Origin of the sequence: Burkholderia paludis (assembly GCF_000732615.1) — a bacterium.
Taxonomy (GTDB): domain Bacteria; phylum Pseudomonadota; class Gammaproteobacteria; order Burkholderiales; family Burkholderiaceae; genus Burkholderia; species Burkholderia paludis.
Genome location: NZ_JPGL01000006.1, coordinates 160,220 through 185,668, shown reverse-complemented (window position 1 = coordinate 185,668; position 25,449 = coordinate 160,220). Strand labels below are relative to the sequence as shown.

The window sequence follows — 25,449 nt, the reverse complement described above, 5'->3', positions numbered from 1 at the left end:
AATGTTGGCAAGCGATTCGAACGATGCGTTAGAGTGCCTGCCATTCATCGAACAACAAAATCATTCATTCCATCGGGATCGTTCATGATCGATCGAAAGTTGCAGCCCGCCGGCGTCATGCGCGCCGCCCGTTGCGCCGCGGCTACGCTGGCCGCCTCCGCTTTGCTGAGCGCATGCGCGACCGCTTCGGATCCGAAGCCGCGCACCGTTGTCGGTCCGCTCTATCCGTTCATGCAGTTCGATGCGCATCGCGCATTGCTGACCGAACCGGTCGCGGACGGTAACTACCGCTCGACCCGCTGGCGCTTCGCCGACAGCGCACGACATATATCGACCGACTTTCCGGACGGTGCACGAATCGAATACATGACGTTCCACAGCGACGATCCCGATACGATCGTCATTTACGCGGGACAGGATTCGTCGAGCCGATGCAAAACCGGCGTCGCCACGGACAAGGCGTGCCCGCGCCTGTTCATCTGGCTCTCGACGGACGGCGGACAGCATTTCCTGCGCCGGACGATCGACATGCCGGCGCTCGTTCACCACATCTACACCAACAGCGGCAAGCACGGCGGCACACCACCGATCCCGGTGCCGGCGATGGTCGTCGAGCGCGGAATCCTGTACATCGCGACGGGCGGCGACTCGAAGCCGCTCGTACACGTGAACGAGCAGGGCGACATGACCCTCTTGTCGACGGGTGAACCCGTCCAGCACGATATGTCGATCGGGCGGTACTACACATGGCCCGAAGGTATCGAGATGCTGCGCAACTACGACAAGATCGGGCCGATGAAACGCATGCCCGTCTACTTGTTCGCGGTCACGCTTCCGGCCGCCGCACAGCTGCCGCCCTACGAACCCGTGACGGGCGATGCGCCCGGCACCAACGCGTCAGTCTGCACCTACCGGCGCATGCGGAAGGCATCGAGCACGCTTCCGAACCTGACGGCGATTCCGCTCGTCGGCAGCCGGGTCGATCAGGCGCCCGCACTGCCCGACTACGTCGCACCGACGAAGATGCCGTACGCGGATGGCGACCTCTACTATGCGAGTGTCAGCGAAACCCGGCGAGGCGAGCTGATCGACAAGTGGCGCAGTATCTATCCCGAGTGGGCCGCTGCACAGCCACCCGTCAGGCCGTTCGTGCCGCGCGTCTTGCTGGAACCGCGTGCAACCGAGATCGACTGCGGCCCCGACTACACCGCCTGGTGGGATTGACGCCAGCCCACCCTCACTCTACCGCCAGCGCCTGCGCCAGCCTGTCGATCAGCGCACGCACGCGCCTCGGCCGCGCGGCACTGCCCGGATAGACGATCTGCAAATCGACGTCGCCCGGCGAGAAGGCGCGCAGGATCTCGACGAGCGCGCCGGACGCCAGATCCTGCTCGACGTCGACCAGCGACTTCAGCGCGATGCCATGCCCCGCGATGCACCACGCGCGTACGAGCGCGCCGTCGTTGGCCACGCGGCGGCCGCGCACGATCACGCGCTTCGGCTCGCCATCGATGCTGAACGGCCATTCGGCATACAGGTCCGCCCCGAAACGCATCACGATGCAGTCGTGAGACGCGAGATCGTCCGGATGCGTTGGCGTGCCGTGCGCGGCGAGATACGCGGGCGGCTGCGCAGCGAACTGTCCGCGAGCATGCCGCGGCGGATCGCGAAATCGAGCCCCTGCCCGACGAGATCGACATAACCGTCGCCGAGATGCAGGTCGACCGTCACACCCGGGTGCTCGGCCAGGAACGCATCGACGACCGGCACGACGCGCTCGCGCCCGAGATCGGCCGGTGCGCTCAGCCGCACGGGCCCCGACAGCGTCTGCACGCCCAGCCGCACACGGCTTTCGAGTTCGTCGGCTTCGGCCAGCAGGCGCCGCGCGCCGTCGACGAGCGTGCGGCCCTCGTCGGTCAGGCTGATCGCGCGCGTCGTGCGCGTGAGCAGCGCCGCGCCGTAGTGGCGCTCGAGCGCCGTCAGCCGCTCGGACACCGTGGCCGGCGACAGCCCGACCTCGCGACCCGCCGCGGCCAGCCCGCCCTTCTCCACGATGCGCAGGAACAGCGCGAGATTGTCGAGCAGCATTGTTCGCCTCTGTCGAAGGATATTTTCGAAGTCTGCCCAATTATCCGGAATATCCGCAAGCGATACAGTGGGGCGACGCCTGGCCTCGCGGCCGCCCCCTCGGCAGTTCGAACATCCAAAGGAAACCCGCCATGGAATATCGCCCCCTCGGCCGCTCCGGCCTCAAGGTTCCCGTCCTGAGCTTCGGCGCCGGCACGTTCGGCGGCACCGGCCCGCTGTTCAGTGCATGGGGCAACACGGGTGTCGACGAAGCGCGCCGCCTGATCGACATCTGCCTCGAAGCCGGGGTGAACCTGTTCGACACGGCCGACGTGTATTCGGACGGCGAATCCGAGCGCGTGCTCGGCGCCGCGATCAAGGGGCGTCGCGACCGGGTGCTGATCTCGACGAAAACGGGCCTGCCGACCGGCGACGGCCCGAACGACGCGGGCACGTCGCGCGCGCGACTGGCAAGCGCCGTCGACAACGCGCTGCGCCGCCTCGGCACCGACACCATCGACCTGCTGCAACTGCACGCGTTCGACGCGGGCACGCCGGTCGAGGAAGTGATGTCGACGCTCGACGCTCTCGTGCGCGCGGGCAAGCTGCGCTACATCGGCGTGTCGAACTTCGCGGGATGGCAGATCATGAAGTCGCTGGCAGCGGCGGATCGGCACGGCTGGTCGCGTTACGTGGCGAATCAGGTCTACTACTCGCTCGTCGGCCGCGACTACGAGTGGGACCTGATGCCGCTCGGCGCCGACCAGGGCCTCGGCGCCCTCGTGTGGAGCCCGCTCGGCTGGGGCCGGCTCACCGGCAAGATCCGGCGCAACGCGCCGCTGCCCGAAGGCAGCCGCCTGCATGAAACGGCCAGCTACGGGCCGCCGGTCGACGACGAACGCCTGTACGACGTGGTCGACGTGCTCGACGCGATCGCGGAGGAAACCGGCAAGACGGTGCCGCAGATCGCGCTGAACTGGCTGCTGCAGCGGCCGACCGTGTCGTCGGTCATCATCGGCGCGCGCAACGAGGAACAGTTGCGCCAGAACCTCGGCGCGGCGGGCTGGGCGCTGACCGATGCGCAGGTCGCCAGGCTCGATGCGGCGAGCGCGGTGGAAGCGCCCTATCCGTACTTCCCGTATCGCCGGCAACCGGCGTTCGCGCAGCTCAACCCTCCGATCCTTCGGTAAGCGGCGACGGCCGATCGGCGCCGCGGTCGAGGTGCACTACGCCGAGACGCCCGCCTCGCCGAGCCGCACGACCGTGTCGGCCGCACCGATGACCGAGCGCCGATGCGTGATCGCGATCACCGTGACGTCGCGGGCCAGCAGCCGCACGTGCTCCATGATGTCGCGCTCCGTCGCTTCATCGAGCGCGGAACTCGCCTCGTCGAGAAACAGCACGGTCGGATTCCCGTACAGCGCCCGCGCGATCGCGATGCGCTGGCGCTCGCCGCCGGACAGCTTCAGCCCGCGCTCGCCCACCGTCGTGCGGAAGCCGTCCGGCAGGCCGTCGATGAACGGCAGGATCGTCGCCTTCGCGGCCGCCTCGCGCAAACGCCGCGCGTCGTGCGGCCGGCCGAGCAGGATGTTGTCCTCCAGGCTTTCGTTCAGCAGCACGACATCCTGCGGCACGACGGCGACCGCGCCGTACCAGTCGGCGCGATCGATGTCCGCGAGATCGACGCCGTCGACGAGAATGCGGCCGCCGGTCGGTTCGATCGACTTCAGCGCCAGCTTGAAGACCGTCGATTTCCCTGCCCCCGTTTCGCCGACGACGAACGTGATCGCCCCGCGCTCGGCGACGAAATCGACATCGGTCACGCCGCGCCCGTTGCCGTACGCATAACCGACGCGCTCGAACACCACGCGCCCTTCGCGCGGCACGAACGTCGACGCGTGCGACACCTGCCGCTCCTCGGGCGCCGTCCACAACGCCGCGAACGGCACGAGGGCCGCGCGGGAGCGCGCGCTCTCGTCGATCGAACGCGCGAGCATTTCGAACGGCAGGTTCAGTTGCAGCAGCAACGTGTTGAACAACACGATGTCGCCGATCGACAGCGCACCGGCTTCATGGCGCGGCAGCAGCAGCCAGAACGTCACCGAGAACTGGACCGCGAGGCCGAGCCCCAGCAGCACGAGATAACCGACGTGCTGCAGCACATACGCGCGCCAGCTGTCGCGCTCGACGCGCGCTTTCTCGGTGAAACGTTCACTCATCCAGCGATGGCTGCCGAAGTGTCGAAGCGTCTCCATCGCATTGATCGCGCCGCCGACGAAACGCGCATTCTCCTGCCCGGCCTCGATGGCACGGTCGAGAAACGCGCGCGAGCGCCGCGCGGCAACGATCGCGATCGTCACCGCGACCGCGCCGTAGGCGGCCGTGATGGCCACGACCTCGAAATTGATCAGCGCGCCGAGCGTCGCGAGCGTCAGCACGATCTGCAGCGTGCCGGGGATCAGGTCCATCAGCGCGAGCTGCACGAGCACCGACAGTGCGCGGCTGCCGCGCTCGTTCGCATTCTGTATTTCGGCCGGGTTGTGTTCGACGAAGAAGGCCGTGGTCTTCTTCAGGATGCGCTCGAAGAAGCGCGTGCCGGTGATGAATCCGAGATTCTCGGAACTCATGAAGGACAGATACTGCACCACGCGTTGCAGCGCGCTGGACAGGCCCAGCAGCACCGCATAGAGCACGAAGCCGGGGATCAGTGCCTGGAGCACGCCGCGATGCGACAGCGCGTCGATCAGGCGCGAGAACAGGTAAGGCGCGGCAACGGCGCTCGCACTCGACAGGACGACCACCGCCGCGACCGTCAGCAACATCCAGCGATCGGCCTTCCAGTAGGCTCGCAGCACCTCGGTAATCGGATTCGGCGCGTGGTGTTCGTTCATGACGCGAAAACCCGGGGGCGACCCGGATGGCGACAGGCGGGCGGAAAGTCTAACAGATCGAAAGGAAACGCATGACGGCGTTCCGGCGGCATGGCGGCGACACCTTGTCGCGAAGCCGGGACGCGCTCGCCCGGCTTGGCCGCGTCGTCACGACCCTGTTCCGCGGATGCCCGGCCATTGGTCGTGGCACCATGAAATGCTGTCGCCATGGGCCTACCCATGGTGCCGCGAACTTCCTATCGTGGAGACCTGCGACGCGCCGGCCCGATCGCCAGCGCGCGCCCTCCTCATCGAAAGGCCAGCCAACATGAACGCCAACGACACCGGACTGACCGTACGCGCGGTCACGGAAAACGACTACGACCAGTGGCTGCCGCTGTGGGACGGCTATAACCGCTTCTACGGCCGCTTCGACGACACGGCCCTGCCGCTGCGCATCACCCAGCTCACGTGGTCGCGCTTCTTCGACGTCTACGAACCGGTGCATGCGCTCGTCGCCGAGCGCGCCGGCCGGCTCGTCGGGCTCGTGCATTTCCTGTATCACCGCAGCACGACGCTCGCCGGGCCGACCTGCTACCTGCAGGACCTGTTCACGCTCGACAGCGAGCGCGGCAAGGGCGTCGGCCGCGCGCTGATCGAAGCCGTGTACGACACCGCGCGTGCGCATCGCGCCGAACGCGTGTACTGGCAGACTCACGAGACGAACCACACGGCGATGCGGCTCTACGACACCGTCGCGGAAAAGCCGGGGGCCGTGCTCTACCGGAAGGAATTGTCGCGCTGAGTGCGCACGGCCGGGCGCACGACTCATCAGTCACCTTGCCCGACGAAGACGGCCGCATGCCCGCCCCTGCCTTCAACGCGCTGTATGCAGGAACGCAAGCAAACGTCGGCCCCTGGATAAAGCCGAAGCGGCGGAACGAGGGAGCATGCAAGCCGACTGCGCCGAATCTGACGATTTCCGTTTCCGGCGGCGAAGTTCTACAGTGATTGAAAACAACCCGCACCGCCGTGCGCCATCCGCGTGCGACGCGTTGCGTCCGACGCCGCACCCGTTTCCGAGGAAAGTCCATGCCGTCCATCGTCGCCGCCCCCGCCAACCTTCCCCCGAGCCCTGTCGCGGCCGAAACGCGCATGGTGCATGACGTCGCGACGCTGAAGCCGGCCGACTACCGCTCGGCGGACGGCGCATCATGGGTCATTTCCCGCATCACGCCCGCGCAGGACAGCGGCGCGAACGTGACCGGCACGTCGTATTTCGACACCGCGAAAGGACAGACCGTGCCGGTGCCCGATGCGCGGCGGCGTTATGCGAATCGCGGCACGTGGGAAGTCGTCGCGAGTTCAGGCGCTTCAGTGCCCGCCACCGGCCGCTACGACTGGCTGACGCTCGCGTGGCTGCCGATCAACCGGCGGCCGCTGCCGCAGACGCCCGAGCACCTGTATTCGCCGTTCCTGCGCGGCGGCACGATCGTCTATCGATGGAATCCGGCCGCGGAAGGCGGCGAGCAGTTCGGCAACGTGCGGATGATCTTTCCGGACTGGACGCAGCAGGTGGCCGACGCGTTGCGCGCGCCGCCGACGAGCGCTGCCGGCAAGCCGCCGCTTGACCGCGTCGAACAGGACCACAATCCGATGACCGCCGTGCTCGACTTCGGCGATGCGCTGCGCGACGAACCTGTGGACAAAATCGTCGCGCGCCTGCCCGGCCTGATGCGCGCGGCCGAACCGCACGAACTGTCCGCACTCGTGTTTCTGTGCCTGTCGGCGTCGCGCGATGCGGACCGCGCGCATTTCATCGACACGATCGATACGTCGATCGGCAGCATCGACGATAACGCGCGCTTGCTCGCGATCGCCTACGGCGCGTTCGCGGCGGGAAGATCGCGGCCATATCCGTTCAACGACGCGGCGCAGAAGGCGTCGATCAATACCGTGTTCACGGCGCTCAGGCAACGTGTGTCCGCCTTGAACGTGCCGGTCGACAACGGGTCGCCATGGTACGAGTTCTTTACCGCGTATCGGCTCGGCGAACCGTCGGCCGGCACCGGCTCGTAACCGCCGCCCATAAAAAAACCGCCGCTTCTTTCGAAATCGGCGGCAAACAGACACGGACGGTCTCTCTCGGGTTCCCCGTTATCACCGGGTTTCGCCCGCCCTCGGAATGCCCCGCTGAACGCGGGGTTCTTGTTGAATCGGCAAATGGCCGCGCATGCGCCGCAAGGTCAGTCGTACAGCACCTGCACCGTCACCGTGGCCGTGAACGGCCCGATCTTCGGCCTGCCGAGCGACTTGAGCGTCGCGGTGAACGGCACGTCGATGCGCGTCTGCGTCGCCGAGAAATTCGCGAGATCGAACGGCTCGCGCAACGGCACTTCCGCTCCTTTTGCGTCATGGATCGCCACGCCGAACCCGCTGTCGCTCGACGGCAGCACCAGGTTGCCCTGCACCGGATTCGACGTGTCCAAATAGCCCTGTATCTTCACGGACGTATCGCATTGCTGCTTGGTGAGCGCGAGCGAGAACGGCTGCGTGGGCGTCACCGGCGAAAAACCGGTCGGCGTGGCCTGCACCGATCCGAAGTCGACGATGCCCGGCTCGGGCGTGACCGTCACGTCGACGACGCACGGCGTCGGCTTCAGGTTCTCCAGCCCGCTCAGGATGTACCGGAAACTCGTGTTGCAGCAATTCAACCCTTTCACGCCGTCGAACTGAAATGCCGCATAGGTATCCTGCGGGATGCCGACCCAAGTCCCGGCCTTCCGGACGACGACCTGGTATGTGATGCTCACCGGAATCTTCGGGCACAGCCCCTCCGCGAAATTCGCATCGCTGCAGATCGGCACGACGAACCCGGTCGGCACGCCGGTGCCCGGCTGGTTGCCCGCACCGAAATAATCGACGCCCAGATAACGAATGCCGATCTCGAGGCCCCACGCGAGCGGGTTCTCGCCATTCGGGTTCGCATAGAACGAGATCGGGTCGTCGAACGTCAGCGAACCGGCGCCCAGGTCCTTGTAGCAGTAGCCGGTGGTCGTGCGCGTCGGCGAGATCCAGATCACGTAGCCGTCGGGCGCATTGACCGGATAGGTCTGCACCGAGCCGATCGGCTCGACGAACTGGTCGGCACCGCTGCTCGTCAGGCAGCGCACGGCCCAGGTCGACTGCGCAACGGCCAGCAGCCCGAATGCCAGCAGCAGGCGCACGCACACCTCGACGACGCGCGCACGCGCGCGATGCAAACCGTGCGCCGCGCTCATTTCGGCTGGCTCCGGCAAGCCGACGCGTCACACGCATACCTGACGGCCGTTTCACCGCCCGAGTCGTTCATGTGCACGACCGCCAGCATCGCGGGCAGCGGGCCCGCCACGTCCGTCGTCGCGGCCGACTTCGGCGACACCATCACGCCGGTGAATTTCAGCGGCCGCCTGTCTTCGCCCGCGAGCAGCTTGACCACCGTCACGTGATACGGCGTCGGGTTGTCCAGCACAAGCTTGCGCGTCGCCGGATCGAGCTTCACCGTCATCGGCAGCGTCGGATCTTCATCCGCCGCCGGCTGCAGGCCCTTCGGCCGATAGAACAGCTTCAGCTTCGAATGCAGCGCGATCTGGATCGCGTTGACGGCGTCGGTCTTCGGCGGAATCTCGCGGATGTTCAGGTAGAACACCGATTCGCGATCGACGGGTAGCGCATCGCCGGGCAGCTTCACGATCCGCAGCACGTTGCGCTCGCCGGGCTCGATCCGCTGCAGCGGCGGCAGCACCATGAACGGCGACGTGATCTTCTTGCCGCTCTCGTCCTCGATCCACGACTGCACCACATACGGGTACGTATCGCTCTTGTTCGCGACGGTCACGCTCTGCGATTGCGCGTCGCCATCGTAGATCACGCGCGTGCGATCGGGGACGACCGCCGCACGGGCGGCAGCCGCTGCCAGCGTCACGCACGCAATGGCCGCGATCAAGCGCGCGGAGCGTTTCAACAGGTTCGGGTTCATCTCTTACCTTTCAGAAATCAGGTTGGAATCGACGCAATCGATCCGCACCGGATCGGCGCCGAGCTTCATCTCGGGCGGCAGCGCCGCGATGCGGCAGATTTCGCGTTCGGCGATCCGCACCGCCAGCTCCGCGTCCCGGCGCACGCTCGTCAGGTACGTGACGCCGCGCTCGCCGACGATGCCCACTTCCTTGCCGCTCTTGCGGTCGACCACCGACGCGCCGAACGGCACTTCCTTGCCGGAAGGCAGCATCAGCGCGACGAGCGCGTTCTCGCCATGCGCGGTGTCGAAGTGCACGTAGCCGATCGCGCCGTCGGTCAGCACGACGCGCTGCACCGGGTTCGCGACCGTCGTCTGCAACGACGCGCGATTGGTGTTGACGCGCGCGTCGAAGGTGCTGAACGGCGAAATCGCGCCGAGCACCGCGTAACCGCGCGCGTCCGAATGCGCCTGCGTGCCGGAGAACGGCACGTCCGGCACGCCGTCGGTCGACACCAGCAGGCGCGTGTCGCCGTTGTAGCTGTTCGAATGCGCGGTCACGCCGTACCGCGTCGCGACGAACGAGCCGTCCAGCTCGACCGACGCTGACGTGTTCGAGCGCGCGTTCGCCGCTGCCTGCACGTTGGCCGCGACGGTACTGAACTGCTTGCGCAGGTTGCCGCTCGCCGTCGCGACGCCGTCGATCGACCCGGAATACAGCGAATAGCCGAGCCCCTTGTCGTCGCCGCCGAGATAGCCGACGGTCGCGTTGGTACCACCGCCGCTTGCCGACGTGATGCTCGTCGTCACCGTCTGGCGCGACCCGAACGGAATCGTCGCGGACAGGAACATCTGATTGCCCGACCCGGACGCGCTGCGCGTGCGGTAGGCCGACAGGTTCAGCGACACATTGCGCAGCGGGCCGACGCGCACCGTCTTCGCGGCCGTCACCCCGATCCGTTCGTCGGACGGCCGGTTCCAGTAGCTCGTGTGGTCGTACGACAGATACGTCGACACGTCCATCACGCGCTTCGCGAGACTGATCGAGAAGCGCTGCCTGCCTGGCGCGAGCGCGGCCGCGCTCGGGTCGCCGTAGTACTGCGGAAACGTCGTATACGTGCGTTCGGAGAAGCGGTAGCCGAAGAAGCGCAGGTCCGAATCGAACGCATCGAAATGCTTCGAGTAGTTGAAGCGGTACGAGCGCCCGGTACGCGTTTCGCCGTTCCACCACAGGCGCGCGCGCGTGGTCGTAACGTCGGCCGACACCGCGCCGAACGCGCCGAGATTCTTGCCGAGCCCGAGCGCGATCGCCGCATACCCCGACGCGCCGATCGCGCCGCCGTACACGGTGAAATCGTGCGGCAACCCGTACGCGGCTTCCGCGAAGCCAAACACCGGCGTGACGCCCGCGCCGCCAAACAGGCGTGGCTTGCCGGTCGCCGCGCGGTAGCGCAGCTCGCCTTCGCGCGCGAGGAACGGCACGGCCGCGCTCTGCACGGTGAAGCGCTGCGTACTGCCGTCTTCTTCCTGCACTTCGACATCGAGCGCGCCCTGCACGCTCGACGAAAAATCCTGCAGCGCGAACGCGCCCGGCGGCACGCGCGTCGCATAGAGCACACGCCCCTGCTGCGACACGACGACGGTCGCGTTGGTACGCGCGACGCCCGCGATCAGCGGCGCATAGCCGCGCATGCCGGGTGGCAGCATCCGGTCGTCGCTTTGCATCGTCGCGCCTTCCAGCGCGAACGTGTCGAAGATGTCCGAGTTCAGGTAGTTCTGGCCGAGCGAGACCGTCGACCCGAGCTTCGGATACGCGCGAAACGCGTACAACCGGTTGAACTGGAACGTCTTCGTGCTGCCGCCGAAATTCGCGTTGCCGCCCGCGGCGAACTGCGCCTGGTAGTCGCCGCGAATGCGCCACGCGCCGGCGTTCGCGCCGAGCGTGCCGTAGCTTTGCAGCGTGCTGCTCTGCGAACCCGGGCCGTGCGACGTCGTGCCGATCAGCCGGTAGTCGAGCAGCGCGCCCGTCACGCCGTCGCTCCACGCGGCCGGCGGTACATAGTCGGGGTCGCTGTACTCGAACGCGACCTGCGGAATCGTGATGCGCAACTGCGACTTCGCCTTGTCGTGACGGATCGACGTACCGTCGATCGCGAGCAGGTCGACGCACTTGCCGTCATGCACGCGTGGCAGCGTGACCAGCACGGTCTGCCTGAGGCCCATCTGCTCGACGAGGTCAGCCGGCACGCACGCGACGCTCGCGTCGCGCTGGTCGGGCTGCGCCGACGCGACGTAGTCGATCGCGCGCGTCGTCATCGTCCGGCCATTGAGGACGACGTCGAGCAGATACGCTCCGGGAACCGCATAGTCGGCGCGCGCGAACTGCGTGAGATCGACGTCCTTCGCATCGTCGACGCTCAGGAACTGCGAGTTGAATTCGGTTCCGTGGACGTGCTTCGCGGCCAGCAGGCAGGTCACGAAGACGCCGAGAACGCGCCGTTGGGTATTCACGAAAATTCAGCCGGAGGGAAGCGGAAGGGAGGAGGGACGACGTCCCTCCCCGGGACTCCCGACGATTACTGGTAGCGCACGGTGAAGTTCGCGACCGAGTTCGCGATACCCGGCGTGACCGATGCGCCCGTCGCTTCGTACATCGCGCCGAACTTCACGGTGTTGTCGCCGTTCGACAGCACGACCGGCGCCGACTGCTCGGTGCCGTTCTTCAGGTATTCGTTCGACGACGACTGCAGGCGGATGCCGACGTTCGCGGCGCTGCCCGTCGTGGCGAACAGTTCCGGGTTCGCCGAATCCGATGCGCCCGTGAACGTGAAATACGCGTTGCTCTGCGTCGACGTATCGCAGTCGGTCAGCACGATGTTGAACTGCTGGGCCTGCGAGCGATCGCCGACCTTCTTGAACACGTTCGACGGCACCTGGCCGAGCGACACGGTCTGGTCGAGCGTGTCGGCGCTGATGCCGCATGCGCCGGCGACGATCTCGCCCTGGAACGTGATCGTGCCCGGGTTGGCGGCGAACGTGGATGCCGACACTGCGGCGAATGCCGCTGCTGCGATTACCTTCTTCATTTTGATATCCGTACTTTCTTTGGTCGAAATGCACGCGGAATTGCGTACGGGGTGGATTATCGGAAGCGCGCGCAGTTGGCGATATCTGACTGGTAAGAAATGTGAAGGCGTGTCGCGCGCAAGTCATGCGATTCGGTTCGGCGCGCGGGGAAAGCATGTTCGCGCATGGAACGAAGGTGTTCCGGTGCGGGTTCGCGCGAATCGGGACCAGTCGGATTGGGTTTCCGTGCGATTACACGGAATGAGAAGTCGCGTGTTTACAGCATGCGTCCGTCGAAGTTCATACGGCATCGATTCACGCGCGCACAGCCGCGATCAACCATCAATGACGATCTGCGCGAGCGTGCCGCCAGATTCAGATTGGTCAGATGGGCTAATCGTCAAACGCGTCTTACACTTTTTCGCCATTACGACGAGCATCGCCCGTTCGCGTGGCCGCGCGAACACGGCGATTACCGGTCACGACGGACATCGCCGTGCTCGCCGGATCAACGCCGCGAGGATCAAGTGTCGAAAAACAACCACCTGGCGCTTCAGCAGATCCTGCTCACCTTCGCGGGACTCACCGACGCCCAACGCCAGTTGTTCATCTCGCAGATGAACAAGTACCTGCTTGCATCGAGCAGCCAGCGCAAGCAACTCGTCGAGCAGTGGCGGCAGATGCTCGAATCGATGCCGTTGCCGATGCCGCGCGATGCATGGAAAGACTGACCGATTCGCGTCGTTCCTGCCGCTTCATCGCATCACTCAACCTCGTGTGCCGCGTCGATGGCAGTCCGCATCCGACCCCACCGTAAACGCCGCCAGTCAAGCCTCGCCGCGCTTTTCTCACCATTCTTCAGACATCACATCGAACCGGTCCGACGCCCGAAATTCAGACTGGTCAGATCGGCTATCTGACCGATCACATATTCAGCGATCCGCCCGAAAAATAACCTATCCCTGTCGATCAACTCTTCAAACAGGGGCAGTCATGAACAACGCATATCGAGTGGTCTGGAACGCGGTCACGAACACCTGGACGGCCGTCTCCGAACATGCACGCGGCCATCGCAAGGGCGCGGCGCGCGGCACGCGCACCGCCGTCATCGCGCTGACGGCCATCGCGGCCGGCGTCGGCTTCGCTTCCGGCGCGCATGCCGACGTCGCCGGCATCCAGGCCGACGGCACGAACGCGGTCACGCTCGGCACCGGCGCGAGCGCCGCCGGCGAAGGCGCACTTGCAGTGGGCGCGAATGCGAACGCAACGCCTGACGGCAGCGTCGCGCTCGGCGAGAACGCAACGGTCGATGCCGCCGCAACCGGCAGCGTCGCCCTCGGCTCGGGCAGCATCGCGGACCGCGCGCAAAGCGTGTCCGTCGGCTCCGCCGGCAACGAGCGGCAGATCACGAACGTGGCCGCCGGTACGCAAGCCACCGACGCAGTCAATTTCACGCAACTGACGAACACCGCGCAAAGCGTCGCGGCATCGCTCGGCGGCGGTGCGTCGGTCGCGATTGACGGCACGATCGTCGCGCCGACCTACACGCTGAAGGGCACCGATTACCACACGGTCGGCGACGCGCTGTCGAACCTCGACACGCGTGTCACGAGCGTCGAGAACATCTCGGCGACCGGTAGCCCGTATCTCTCGGTGAGCAGCCCGACCGGCCCCGCTTCGGCAACCGGCCAGTATTCCCTCGCGGTCGGCATGAGCACGCGCAGCACGGGCGTGGGTTCCGTCGCGGTCGGCGCAAGCGCGAGCGCAGCAGCGAACGGCGCGATCGCGGTGGGCCAGAATGCCCGCGCGACCGCGAACAACGGCACCGCGATCGGCTACCAAGCGACGGCGTCGGGCGGCAATGCCGCCGCTTTCGGCACGAATAGCTCGGTGACGGCCACCAATGCGGTTGGCCTGGGCAACAACGCGACGGCCGCGGCCGGCAGCGCGGTCTCGCTTGGCTCGGGTGCCAAGGTCCTGTCCGGCGCGACCTCGTCGATGGCGCTCGGCGCGAACGCAACGGTCAGCGCAACGGCAACCAACTCGGTCGCTCTCGGCGCGGGCTCGGGCGTATCACGCGCCAACACGGTGTCGGTCGGCGGGACCGGAAACCTGCGCCAGATCGCGAACATGGCGGCCGGCACGATGGCCACCGACGCGGTAAACGTGTCGCAGCTTCAGGGCATCACGGATGCGCTCGGCGGCGGCGCATCGACCGATGTGAACACCGGCGCCGTCATCGTGCCGACGTACAACGTGCAGGGCGGTACGCAGAATACGGTCGGTGATGCGCTCGATGCGCTCGACGGCGGGCTGAAGACGGCCCAGGGCGACATCACGAATCTCGATGGCCGCGTGACGACCAACGAGACGAACATCGCGAACCTCGATGGCCGTGTGACCAGCAACGAAACGAGCATCACGAACCTCAACGGCCGTGTGACCGGCAACGAAACGAGCATCACGAACCTCGACGGTCGCGTGACGACCAACGAGACGAGCATCACGAACCTCGACGGCCGCGTCACGACCAACGAGACGAACATCACGAACCTCGACGGCCGTGTGACGAGCAACGAAACGAGCATCACGAATCTCGACGGCCGCGTCACGACCAGCGAAACGAACATCACGAATCTGCAACAGCAGATCGGCAGCGGCACCATCGGCCTCGTGCAACAAGCCGCACCGGGCGCGGATCTCACGGTAGGTGCAGCCATCGACGGCGCGCGCGTGAACTTCGCCGACCAGAGCGGCAATGCGCGCACGCTGGCAAACGTCGCGAACGGTGTCGCCGATTCCGATGCGGTCAACGTGTCGCAACTCAAGGCCGCTCAAGGCCAGATCGGCGACCTCGACCAGCTCGCGGTGAAGTACGGCGACGCATCGCAGGCCTCGATCACGCTCGGCGGCGCGAACGGCACGCAGATCCACAACGTCGCGAACGGCACGGCCGATCACGACGCGGCGAACGTCGGCCAGCTCAACGCCACGGCGACGCAACTCGGCGACCAGATCACGACGGTCAACAACAACCTGTCGACGCTCGATACCCGCGTGACGAACATCGACAACAGCGTGACGCAACTGGGCGACCGCATTTCGTCGGGTCAGGTCGGTCTCGTGCAGCAGGCAGCGGCAGGCGCGGACCTCACGGTCGGCGCCGGCACTGACGGCGCACGCGTGAACTTCGCCGACCAGGGCGGCAATGCGCGCACGCTGGCGAACGTCGCGAACGGTGTCGCCGATTCCGATGCGGTCAACGTGTCGCAACTCAAGGCCGCTCAAGGCCAGATCGGCGACCTCGACCAGCTCGCGGTGAAGTACGGCGACGCATCGCAGGCCTCGATCACGCTCGGCGGCGCGAACGGCACGCAGATCCACAACGTCGCGGACGGCACCGCCGACAACGACGCGGTGAACCTGTCGCAACTGAAGAACGTGCAGGCGCAGCTCGGCGACGTCGGCACGCAGCTGCAAGGCGCGGTGATGTACGACCGCCTCGCGGACGGCTCGCCGAACCTCGGCTCGGTCACGCTGGGCGGCATCGGCCACGCGGCGGTCACGCTGACCAACGTCGCGAACGGCACGGTCAACGCGACGAGCACGGACGCGGTGAACGGCAGCCAGCTGTACGCACTGCAGACGCAGGTGGACGACATCAGCGGCCGCCTCGGCCCCGTCACGGCGAAGCCGGGCAACGGCTACTTCGACGGCACCGATGCGTCGCAGGACGCCGCCGCGACGACGCCCGTCTACGCAGGTTCGGGCGCCGGCAACACGGCAGGCGGCTCGGGCGCGGCGGTCGCGGACGGCGTGAACAGCGGCACCGCGCTCGGCTCGAACGCCGGCGTGAGCGCGGACAACGCGGTCGCACTCGGAGCGGGCTCGGTGGCCGATCGCGCGAACAGCGTGTCGGTCGGCGCGGCCGGCAGCGAACGCACGATCACGAACGTCGCGGCCGGCACCGCGCCGACGGACGCCGCGAACGTGCAGCAGGTGAACGACGCGCTGAAGTCGGCGAACAGCTATACCGATAGCTCGGTCGGCGCGCTGAGCAGCTCGATGAACCAGCGTTTCGACGACACGAACCGTGCGATCAACCAGGTCGCGAAGAACGCGTATGCCGGTATCGCGGCGGCGATGGCGATGCCGAACCTGACGCCGTCGGGCCCCGGCAAGACGGTCGTCGCGGCGGGCGGCGCGACCTACAAGGGCGGCAGCGCGATCGCGGCCGGCGCGACGTACCGGTCGCGCGACGGCAAGTGGCTGATGAACGGCGCGCTGTCGATCACGTCGACCGGCGATGCGGGTGTGCGCGCGCAAGTGGGCTACGAGTTCTGAGTGCCCCGGCAAGCCCGGCGCGATGCGTCGGGTGGCTCGTTCCGCGCGGCAGGTTCGTCGCGCGGGCTTCACACGCGGTTGTGCCTTGGGCGCAGCCGCGTTTTTTTTTAGCGAGAGGATCATGAAGCGCCGCGCAACATGCGCCCGCATGTCATGACTCGAGTGCAGCGCGTCAACCCGCCGCGCCGCCCGCCGCCTGCGCGCGAACCTCCGCATCGAACACGTCGAGCAGATCGTCGGTCAATGCCTGCGCGCCCTCGTCCGCCACTTGCGTCTCGAGCGCCGCGCAACGCAACGCCAGCGCACGCAGCCGGAACACGCCGAGCATGCCCGTCAGCGAATGGAGTTCCGCCTTCATCGCGACGGCGTCGCCACGCTGCTTCGCGGCGCGCAAAGCATCGAGCGACGCGGCACTCGTCTGACGGAACATGTCGAGCACGTCGGGCGGCAGCGCGCGGCCGCCGAGCAGATCGTCGTCTTCGCGTTCTTCGCCGGTGGTTTCGACACCTTGTGCGTTACCGACACTCGAAGCAATCGACTTCTTTCCAGCCGCCGCTTCGAGCACATCCGCAAGCGCCGCCAGCGACAGCGGCTTCGTCACGATCGCCGTCATCCCGGCCGCCGCGCATTTCGCGCGCTCGTCGAGCGTCGCCTGCGCGGTCACGGCCACGACCGGCAGGGCGGGATACCGTGCCCGCGCGCGCCCGGCCAGCATGTAACCGCTCATGCCCGGCATGTTGAGATCGGTCAGCAGCACCGCCCACGGGCGCTCGTCGAGCACGGCCAGCGCGGCTTCGCCGCCGTCCACGACCTGCGCATCGCAACCCAGCATCGCCAGTTGCTCCTCGAACAGCCGGCGATTCACCGCGTTGTCCTCGGCGACGAGCACGGCGAGCGGCCGGCTCAGCTTGCGCGGACCGTCCTGCGTCGACGTCGACGCCGCTTCACCGAGCAGCGCGATGCGCAGCGCGTCATGCAGGCCGCGCAGCGACCAGCACGCGACGTCGACCATCCGTGCGACGCGCACCGGCCTGGCGGGACCTTCCACGCGGGCCGTGACGACCCACGTGCCGGCTTCGACGAGCCGGTTCTCCGCATCGGCATCCCAACCGTCACGATCGCCGATCAGCACGACCGCCGCCGCGGTATCGAGCAACGCATCGGGCACGTCTCCCGGCGCCGCGTACGCGTGCAGGTCGAGCCCCCACGCCAGCAGATGCGGCGTCGCGAACGCCTGCCACTGCGGCGCCGACGACAGCAGGATCAGCGGGCCGCGCACGCGCGCGAACTCGCGGACCGGCGCGTGCACGGGTTCGCCGAGCGACACGCGCGCGGTGAACGTGCTGCCCTTCGCCGGCGCGCTGTCGACCGCGATCGAGCCGCCCATCGCGGCCGCGAGCCGGTGACACAGCGCGAGACCGAGCCCGGTGCCGCCGAAGCGCCGCCCGATCGTACCGTCGGCCTGCGCGAACGGCTGGAACAGCGCGGCCTGCTGGTCGGCGGTCATGCCGATGCCCGTATCCTCGACCGTCACGTGCAGGCTGCCGCCATCGATCGACACGCGCAGCGTCACGGCCCCGCGTTCGGTGAACTTGATCGCATTGCTCAACAGGTTGTTCACGATCTGCCCGAGGCGGGTCGGATCTCCACGCATCGTCTGGTCGATATCGCAATCGAACGCCGGATACAGCCGCAGCCCCTTCGCATGCGCGACCGGCGCGAAGATCGCGAGCGCGCGTTCGAGCACGTCGACGACCGGAAACACGAGCGATTCGAGCGCCATCTCGCCGGCCTCGATCTTCGAGAAATCGAGCACGTCGCTGATGATCGACAGCAAGCCCTCCGACGACCGGCGGATCGTGCCGAGCCGGTCCTGCTGGCTGCCGTTCAGCGGCGTATGCGCGAACAGCTCCAGGTTGCCGAGGATCGCGTTCAACGGCGTGCGGATCTCGTGGCTCATCGTCGCGAGGAACGCGGATTTCGCGGCATTCGCCGCATCGGCCGCCTGCTTCGCGTCGCGCAGCCGTTCCTCGAGCAGGTTCTTCGCGGTCACGTCGGTGAGCGCCGTCACGACGACCGGCTGCCCTGCGTACCGCGCGGGCGCCATGCTGACCGACAGGTCCACGCGCGTGCCGTCCTGCGCGTGCAGCGTCAGCTCGTCGTGCGTGACCGTCGCATCCGGCGACGCGGCCCGCTGCTCGGCGAAGCGCGACGACAGCGCTTTCTCGTCGAGCGCGACACGCGCCGCGAGCGCATCCATCGATGCGCTGCGCAGCAGCGGCGTGCCGTCCTTCTGCGAAATCAGCCCGAGCCCGACCGGCGCGGTCTCGATCAGCGTGCGGCTCAGCTGCTCGCTGTCGAACACACGCTGCGACTGGTCGAGCGCGGGCTGCACCATCTTCCGGTTGAATACCAGCAGCACGAGCCATAGCACGACGATGATCGCGAGTGTCGTGGCGCCGCTCGTCGCGACCAGCGGCCACACGAATGCGGCGGACTGCTGCCACGACTGCATGTAGACCAGCGTCCAGCCGGCGTCGTTGATCCGCTCGCGCAGCACGAGCATACCGTTCGAAAAATAGCTGCGCTCGTCGTCATGCTCGGCCGCGAGCGGCCGCGCGGCCTGGAGCTTGTCGAGCCATTCGGTCGTGACCGGCGTGTGCGACGCGCTCATCACCACTTCGCCGTCCTGCGTCACGATGAAGAACGCGCCCGGCACGCGCTCGACCGGAAACCGCGTGCGCATCACTGCGACCGGCCACTCGCCGACGAGCACGCCGATCGGCTTGCCGGCCGCATCGCGCACCGCGGCCGCGATGCGCGCGGCCGGTTCGTTCGTCAGCGGATCGGTGTACAACGGCAGCCAGCGCAGCGGGCGCATGCCGGTACGCACGTCGATTTCCGGCAACGCGGCGGGCAGCAGCGGCTGGCCGCGATTCGACCCGAACGCGGTCAGCACGCGGTCGCGATCGGCGAGGCGCGCGTGCAGCACGGCCGGCTCGGGCCACGTCGCAAGCGATGCGACGAGCAGCCCGTCGTCGGGCACGTAGAGATAGTTGGTCAGCGTGCTGCCGCCGCGTGTCTGGATGATCTGCAACACGCCGGCCATCCGGGCCGCGATTCCCGCATAGCGCGCGAGTTCGGCCGGGGCCGGGCCGCCGGTGCGCCCCGCGATCAGCATCGGCACCGCGTTCGCGTTGCCGGGCATCACGAGCGCGCGCCCCTGCGCATCGAACGCGGAGACGGTCGCCGCATCGGCCTTCGCGCCGCCGTTCCAGGTGGCCTCGACGTTCAGCAGGTTGTTGCGGAATACCGTTTCGTAACGCGCTGTTTCCTGCTCGATGCGGCGCGTGTCGAGCGTCCACTGCTGCGTGATCTGGCGGACGTAGGTCTGCACCGTCGACACCGCGTCGATCACGAACGCGGCAACGACCACCAGCGTGATGACGATGCCGCCGCCATACAGCAGCAGATTCTGGTTGTGGCGGATACGTCCGGAGAGGCCTCGCCGCGGCTGGTCGTTCATGGATGGGCAACCCGTCGAATGAGCGGCCGAACCGGCGGGCGCCTGCGTTGCGTGATGGCGGCGCACCGGGATCGGCGCGCACGGGCAGGCGCTATGAAAGGGTCATATGGATCGGCACGGGGCCCATACTGCGCGCGTCACGGGGACATTGCAAGCGCCCGGCCGGCCGGCGAACGCGCGTGGCGATGCGCGCGGGGCAGGCAGCACGGACATGCCACCGCCGGGCCGCCGCGCGGCGTCAGTCCCGTTCGAGCGCTTCGGCCAGCGCCAGCGCGCGGATGTCGTCGGCCAGCGCATCGAGCCGTGCTTCGTCGAACGCGCCCGGGTGCGTCCACGCGGCCTCGAGCGCCGCACAGCGCTGTGCGAGCGTACTCGCACGGAACACGCCGAGCGTGCCCTTCAGCGTATGCAGCTCGGCCAGCGCGCGCGCCGAGGCGCCTTCGCGCATCGCGGCGCGGATCGCCGCGAGCGACGCCTCGCTGGTCTCGCGAAACAGCTCGACGAGCGACGCCGGCAAAGGACGGCCCGCGAGCAGGTCGAACGGCTCCGGCGCGGCGTTGCCCGCGCGTGCCCCTGCACCGCATGCGGCGGGATCGCTCCCCTCTCCCGCCCCGAGGCCCAGCACGGCGCGCAGCCCGTCGAGCGACAGCGGCTTAGCGACGATCCGCGCGATACCCGCCGCCGCGCAGCGCGCACGGTCGTCGAGCGTCGCCTGCGCGGTCACCGCGACGACGGGCAGCGCCGGCTGTCGCGCGCGTGCGCGCGCCGCCAGCGTGCAACCGTCGATGCCCGGCATGTTGAGGTCAGTCAGCAGCACGTCCCAGCGCCGCGAAGCGAGCGCCGCCAGCGCATCGTCGCCGTTCGCGAACACGCGTGCGTCGCAGCCGAGCAGCGCGAGCTGTTCGGCGAGCAGCGTACGGTTCACCGGGTTGTCCTCGGCGACGAGCACCGCGAGCCGGCGGCCGCCTGAGTGGCGTCCGGCGCCACGCAGGCGCCGCCCCGTCTCCTCGCCGCCGAGCAGCGCCATGCGCAGCGCGTGCTGCAGCGCGCGCATCGAGTCGCACGTCGCCTCGACCACACGCCCCGCGCGGACAGGCCGCCACGGGCCGTCCGCGCCGACCAGCACGACGCGCTTGCCGGCTTCGACCAGCCGGTTCTCGTCGTCGGCGTTCCAACCGGCGGCATCGTCGGTGCCGATCAGCACGATCGCGCATGCCGCGCCCAGCGTCGCCGCATCGACGTCGGCCGGCGCGGCGAACAGGCGCGCATCGAGCCCCCACGCGCGCAGATGGCGGCCCGTGCCCGAGCGGCGATCGGCTTCCGCCGCCACGACGACGACCGGCCCGCGCACCGCGTCGAACACGCGCGCGGACGGCCGCACCGGCTCACCGAGCGGCAGCCGCACCGTGAAGCGGCTGCCGTCGCCGGGCCGGCTGTCGACGCCGATCGTGCCGCCCATCGCCGCCGTCAGCCGGCGGCACAGCGCGAGGCCGAGCCCCGTGCCGCCGAAGCGGCGGTGGATCGTGCCGTCGGCCTGCGCGAACGGCTCGAACACCCGCGCCTGCTGCGCGGGTGTCATCCCGATCCCCGTGTCGCGCACCGCGATTGCGATCCGGCCGGCGGCCACCGCGACGTCGACCGTCACCGTGCCGCGCCCGGTGAACTTGATCGCATTGCCGAGCAGGTTGTTCAGGATCTGCCCGAGCCGCGTCGGGTCCGCGCGCATCGTCTGGTCGACCGCGCAATGCGCGCGCACGCGCAGCATCAGCCCCTTCGCGCGCGCCGACGGCGCGAACGTCGCGAGCGTGCGGTCCAGCACGTCGAACACGGGAAACGTCAGCGTCTCGAACGCCATCTCGCCGGCCTCGATCTTCGAGAAATCGAGCACGTCGCTGATGATCGACAGCAGGCTGTCCGACGATGCGCGGATCGTCGCCAGACGATCCTGCTGCTTCGCGTCCAGCGGCGTGTGGCTCAACAGTTCGAGATTGCCGAGGAACGCGTTCAGCGGCGTGCGGATCTCGTGGCTCATCGTCGCGAGGAATACCGACTTGGCCGCGTTCGCGTCGTCGGCGGCCTGCTTCGCCGCACGCAGCTGCTGCTCGATCTGCTTCTGCGCGGTGACGTCGGCGAACGCGGCAACCAGCACGGCCTGCCCCTGGTAGCGGGCGGGCACCGTGCTGACGGCGAGATCCACGCGCGCGCCGTCCGTCGTGTCGAGCGGCAGCTCCGCATGCGCGACCGCGCCGGCACGCCGTGTGCGATGCAGCCGCACGAGCGCCGCCGGCAGCGTGCCGCCGGGCAACTTCGCGCGCGCCGTCATCGCTTCCATCAGCGGGCTCGCGAGCAGCAGCCGCGCGTCCGCGCGCGCGATCAGCCCGAGCCCGACCGGCGCCGTTTCGATCAGCGCGCGGCTCAGTTGCTCGCTGTCGAACACGCGCTGCGACTGCGCGTAGACCGGCGCGAACTTGCGTCGCGCGAGCAGTAGCAGCGCGCTCCACAATGCAGCGATCAATGCGATCGTCGCGATGCCGGCCGCCAGCACCTCGACCCAGATCGCGCGCAGGATATCGACCCACGAAAACGCGTAGACGAGATTCCAGCCCGTATCGCCGAGCCGGTCGCTGATGGTGAAGATGCCGACCACGCCGTTGCGATAGATCGCCCGCAGCCGGTGATCGGGCAGCATCGCCTCGCGCGACTGGCGCACATGGTCGACAAGGTCCGGCGCGGCCGGCCGTTGCGCATAGCTCGCAACGAGCGAGCGGTCATCGGCGACGATCAGGAACGTGCCGCCGAAGCGGTCCACCGCGAGCGGATGCAGCAGGCTGCGCGGATCGTATTCGGTGACAAGCACGGCGAACGGCGCATCGCCGTCCCGCGCGACCGCCGCCGCGCGCACCGCGCGCTGGCCGTTCAGCGGATTGAGCACGGGCGGCAGCCACGCCACCGGCGGATACCCGGGCCGGGCCGCACGCGGCGCGGCGCGCGTCGCTTCCAGCCCCGTGTCGAGCACGCGCATCAACGCATCGCGATCGGCCAGCATCGCCCGCGCGCGCGCGTCGACGGGCGCCGGTGCCGGAATCAGCGCGGCGAAATCGCGCCGCGCGCTGTAGTAATAGCCGGTCTGCAGCGTGCCCCGCAGCAGCGAGCTCGCGGTCGTCGATTGCGCCATCTGTACGGCCAGGCCGAGGTAGCGCCGCAACTCGGCGTCCGTCGCGCCCGGATGGCCGTTCACGAACGCGAGCTGCGGCGTGAGCGAACGGCTCGGGCGCAGCGTCATCGTGCCACCGCTCGCGCGAAAGCGCTCCACCGTCTTCCGGTCGACCATCGCCCCGTCGTGCCACGCGAGCTGTGCGCTGACGACCACGTGCCGCAGCGACGCCTCGCGCGCGTCGATCTCGCTCATCACGAGGCTGCGATCGACGACGAAATCCTGCTGCTGGTTCAGCAGCACCGAACGCGTCATCGACGTCGCGACCAGCGCGAACGCGAGCAGCAGCAGCACCGTGATGACCGCGCCCGCGCCATAGGTCACCAGGCGCTGATAGCGCCTGAGCTGGACCAGGGTGGTTTGACGGAGCGACGGCATCACGGGATCGGTGGAAAAGTCGAAAAAAAGGAACGCGCGGACTGTGCCGCCGCGCAGGAACGAACGGGACGGATTATCGGTAAACGGGAGGGGATGCGGGCGTCGAGCCGGCGGAATTCTGACCAGTCAGACTCGTCTGATCGCCTTTTTTGACCAGTCAGAATAAATCGGCCGCCCGGGCCTGCCAGAATGCGAAGCGGACGGGTCGGCGCAGGCCCGGCAGCCTGCCCGGGCGCCCGCTCCTGCGGCCTTGCCGGGTGCGTGACGCGCGCGCCTAAGACTAGTACGATTCGCGACAGAGGTCCGCACGACCCGCCTGCCGGCCGCCGCCGGCGCGCGGCCAGCCTCGACTCAACGGGACGCAACTTCCATGGCTAGCGTGAAAATCAATGTGGTGTTGGCCGACGACCACCCGGTGTTGCTGCGCGGCATCATTCACGAGCTGTCGGGCGTTTCCACGCTGCACGTCGCGGGCACGGCGAACAATTCGACGGAGCTGATCGACCTGCTCGGCAACACGCCCGTGGACGTGCTCGTGACCGACTATTCGATGCCGGGCGGCGAATACGGCGATGGCATCCAGCTCGTGTCGTTCGTGCGGCGACGCTTTCCCGACCTGAAGATCATCGTGTTCACGGCGATCGCAAATGCGGCGCTCGCCGGCGAGTTGCTGAAGCTCGGCGTGCGCGCGGTGCTGAGCAAGGTCGACGACGTGAGCCATCTGATTTCGGCGATCCACGCGGTGCAGACCGGCGCGCGTTATGTGTCGCCGTCGCTGGAAGCCATGCAGCAGTCGGCCACCGGGCAGGCGTCGGGCGGCACGCATCCGGAGCTGACGAAGCGCGAAGCGGAAGTGATCCGGCTGTATGTATCGGGGATGAGCATCGACGAGATCGCCGCGCAACTGCATCGCACGAAGCAGACAGTCAGCGCACAGAAGAAGAGCGCGATGCGCAAGTTCGGCATCGAACGCGATGCGCAGCTGTTTCTCTATGCGTATGAGACCGGGCTCGTCACGCAGGCGCAAGGCGGTGCGCACGTGCCGCCGGTGAGTGACGCCGACGCGTAACGCTGCGGCTCGCACGGGCCGGACCGGCATCCGGCCGGCTCGACGGCAAGCGTCGTGCCGGCAATCGACGCAAACATCATGAATAAAAAGCCGAATCGATTTTTCGATCTATTCGTCGAATTGAATCCGATCGCCCCGTGTTAAATTCCCGCCCGGCCACAGAGCCAATTCAAATAACCCAAATCAAAAGACCAAATCATGAAATCTCTATTCCGTCATGCCGCACTGGCATTCGTGACGATCGGCTTCCTGTCGGGCTGCGCCAGCAGCGTGACACGCGACGCCAGCGATCCGGCCGGGGCCGCCGTGACCGCATCGACGACGAAATTCGGCACGAAGCCCGTGATCGTGAAGGTCACGCTGGACAATGCCGCGCAGGAAGCGTTGAAAGACAACCTGAAGTTCGACGCAAAAAAGCTGCAGGAGAAAATCGAAAGCGCACTGGATGCACGCAAGCTGCTGGCTAAAGCGGATGCGACCGATGCGATGCACCTGAATGTCGAAGTCACCGGCATTCGTGTGCGGTCGAGTTTCTCGGCCGTCATGTTCGGTTTCATGGCCGGCAGCGATTACGTCGACGGCACCGTCACGGTGACCGATGCCGACAATCATCCGGTCGACCACTTCAAGGTGTCGGCGTCGTATGCGCTCGGCGGGATCGCCGGTATCGACAGCATGCGCATGGACTGGCTGTACGAGAAATTCACCGAGAAGACGCTCGCGACGCTCGATCCGGCGACCACGGCAGCACAGGGTGACGCGGCATCGGCAGCGTCGAAGAAGCTGTAAGACCCGAGGCCCGTCAGACCACGGCGGCAGACTCCATACCGCCTACGATCAACGGCGTCGCCGGTCGCAAACCAGGCGTCATGCAACGCGCGAGTGAATGCCCTGTGCTCGCAGCTGGCAGCGTTCCTG

At 67.6% G+C, this 25,449-nt stretch carries 15 protein-coding genes and 1 pseudogene; 8 read left to right on the top strand and 8 right to left on the bottom strand.

From position 1 onward, the window contains the following. Positions 1-84: 84 nt before the first annotated feature. Positions 85-1,224, top strand: coding sequence for a hypothetical protein (locus tag GQ56_RS0103495; protein WP_052007131.1), 1,140 nt, complete (start codon positions 85-87; stop codon positions 1,222-1,224). 13 nt (positions 1,225-1,237) lie between these two features. On the opposite strand, the pseudogene GQ56_RS39135 reads toward GQ56_RS0103495, so the two are convergent. After that, positions 1,238-2,088: pseudogene (locus tag GQ56_RS39135) on the bottom strand (LysR family transcriptional regulator). A gap of 131 nt (positions 2,089-2,219) precedes the next feature. On the opposite strand from GQ56_RS39135, the gene GQ56_RS0103485 reads away from it, so the two are divergent. Next, positions 2,220-3,257, top strand: a complete 1,038-nt coding sequence (locus GQ56_RS0103485) for an aldo/keto reductase (RefSeq protein WP_031397323.1) — start codon at positions 2,220-2,222, stop codon at positions 3,255-3,257. A 36-nt stretch (positions 3,258-3,293) separates the two neighbouring features. On the opposite strand, the gene GQ56_RS0103480 is transcribed toward GQ56_RS0103485, so the two are convergent. Continuing rightward, positions 3,294-4,958, bottom strand: a complete 1,665-nt coding sequence (locus tag GQ56_RS0103480) for an ABC transporter ATP-binding protein (protein ID WP_031397322.1) — start codon at positions 4,956-4,958, stop codon at positions 3,294-3,296. Positions 4,959-5,265: 307 nt separating this feature from the next. Between GQ56_RS0103480 and GQ56_RS0103475 the strand changes: the two genes are divergently transcribed. Continuing rightward, positions 5,266-5,742, top strand: a complete 477-nt coding sequence (locus tag GQ56_RS0103475) for a GNAT family N-acetyltransferase (RefSeq protein WP_031397321.1) — start codon at positions 5,266-5,268, stop codon at positions 5,740-5,742. A 287-nt stretch (positions 5,743-6,029) separates the two neighbouring features. Beyond that, positions 6,030-7,016 (top strand): hypothetical protein, encoded by a 987-nt coding sequence (locus GQ56_RS0103470; protein ID WP_031397320.1) that lies wholly within the window; start codon positions 6,030-6,032, stop codon positions 7,014-7,016. Positions 7,017-7,183: 167 nt separating this feature from the next. Here GQ56_RS0103470 and GQ56_RS0103465 read toward each other — a convergent pair whose 3' ends face one another. The 4 genes from GQ56_RS0103465 to GQ56_RS0103450 all read right to left on the bottom strand — a co-directional run bounded on the left by GQ56_RS0103465 (position 7,184) and on the right by GQ56_RS0103450 (position 12,020). Next, complete coding sequence (locus GQ56_RS0103465; RefSeq protein WP_031397319.1) at positions 7,184-8,218, bottom strand: fimbrial protein; 1,035 nt, start codon at positions 8,216-8,218, stop codon at positions 7,184-7,186. Next, the gene (locus GQ56_RS0103460; RefSeq protein ID WP_031397318.1) at positions 8,215-8,955 is read right to left on the bottom strand and encodes a fimbrial biogenesis chaperone; all 741 of its coding nucleotides are present in this window, start codon (positions 8,953-8,955) and stop codon (positions 8,215-8,217) included. Before GQ56_RS0103460 ends, GQ56_RS0103465 begins: the two co-directional genes overlap by 4 nt. A 3-nt stretch (positions 8,956-8,958) precedes the next feature. Continuing rightward, the gene (locus tag GQ56_RS0103455; RefSeq protein ID WP_081894810.1) at positions 8,959-11,445 is read right to left on the bottom strand and encodes a fimbria/pilus outer membrane usher protein; all 2,487 of its coding nucleotides are present in this window, start codon (positions 11,443-11,445) and stop codon (positions 8,959-8,961) included. Positions 11,446-11,510: 65 nt separating this feature from the next. After that, positions 11,511-12,020: a fimbrial protein gene (locus GQ56_RS0103450; RefSeq protein WP_031397316.1), complete on the bottom strand. Its 510-nt coding sequence runs from the start codon at positions 12,018-12,020 to the stop codon at positions 11,511-11,513. 507 nt (positions 12,021-12,527) lie between these two features. Between GQ56_RS0103450 and GQ56_RS0103445 the strand changes: the two genes are divergently transcribed. Together GQ56_RS0103445 and GQ56_RS0103440 are read left to right on the top strand one after the other, a co-directional pair. Continuing rightward, the gene (locus tag GQ56_RS0103445; protein ID WP_031397315.1) at positions 12,528-12,731 is read left to right on the top strand and encodes a hypothetical protein; all 204 of its coding nucleotides are present in this window, start codon (positions 12,528-12,530) and stop codon (positions 12,729-12,731) included. Positions 12,732-12,993: 262 nt separating this feature from the next. Further along, a complete protein-coding gene (locus tag GQ56_RS0103440) occupies positions 12,994-16,344 on the top strand; it encodes an ESPR-type extended signal peptide-containing protein (protein WP_031397314.1) in 3,351 nt (1,116 codons plus the stop codon). 172 nt (positions 16,345-16,516) lie between these two features. On the opposite strand, the gene GQ56_RS0103435 is transcribed toward GQ56_RS0103440, so the two are convergent. Next, positions 16,517-19,870: an ATP-binding protein gene (locus GQ56_RS0103435; RefSeq protein WP_031397313.1), complete on the bottom strand. Its 3,354-nt coding sequence runs from the start codon at positions 19,868-19,870 to the stop codon at positions 16,517-16,519. Positions 19,871-20,108: 238 nt separating this feature from the next. Beyond that, positions 20,109-23,462, bottom strand: a complete 3,354-nt coding sequence (locus GQ56_RS0103430; RefSeq protein ID WP_052007129.1) for a hybrid sensor histidine kinase/response regulator — start codon at positions 23,460-23,462, stop codon at positions 20,109-20,111. 379 nt (positions 23,463-23,841) lie between these two features. Between GQ56_RS0103430 and GQ56_RS0103425 the strand changes: the two genes are divergently transcribed. Both GQ56_RS0103425 and GQ56_RS0103420 read left to right on the top strand, forming a co-directional pair. After that, on the top strand, positions 23,842-24,531 hold the full coding sequence (locus GQ56_RS0103425) for a response regulator transcription factor (RefSeq protein WP_031397311.1): 690 nt from the start codon (positions 23,842-23,844) through the stop codon (positions 24,529-24,531). Between the two features lie 198 nt (positions 24,532-24,729). Next, positions 24,730-25,320 (top strand): DUF4410 domain-containing protein, encoded by a 591-nt coding sequence (locus GQ56_RS0103420; RefSeq protein ID WP_031397310.1) that lies wholly within the window; start codon positions 24,730-24,732, stop codon positions 25,318-25,320. The last annotated feature ends 129 nt before the right edge of the window (positions 25,321-25,449 follow it).